Annotated in this window: 1 protein-coding gene; it reads right to left on the minus strand. The window is 42.4% G+C overall.

Annotation, left to right across the window (positions count from 1 at the left end):
* Nucleotides 1–316, minus strand: a 316-nt coding sequence (locus NG904_RS17040; protein WP_252232922.1) for a chromate transporter, incomplete at its 3' end; no start/stop codon positions are given.
* Nucleotides 317–403 lie beyond the last annotated feature (87 nt).

Genomic DNA, 403 nt, shown 5'->3' on the forward strand with positions numbered 1-403 from the left:
GGGGGGGGGCGGGGGGGACGGAAGCGGGCACAGATGGGAGAGGGAAGCGGATCCATGAAATAATGGCTCCTAATAATCCGCCGCGCAATAAGCCAACTCCCATACCGACTTGGCTGCTAGCAGGGCCAGGAAGGAATTGACATATCGCTACTAAGTCTCCGTAACTTCGTTCATCCATCCATTTTCTTTTTTGCACGTATTCATGATGAAAATAACCAAGATGGGCGACGGGACCACCAAATGAAGTAAGTCCTAATTTAAATGATACGAGAAAAATCTCTATTAATGATTGGAAAGAGTAGTTATTATTTTTCAAAATTTCCTCCTAGACTGTTTTTCTAAGTGCATTATACAAGAGGGAGTAAAGCAAAAGAAACGATTTTAATGTAAAGATTGTGTGAAT

It is taken from the genome of Clostridium sp. ZBS15 (genome assembly GCF_023845705.1).
GTDB classification, from domain to species: Bacteria; Bacillota; Clostridia; order Clostridiales; family Clostridiaceae; genus Clostridium; species Clostridium aquiflavi.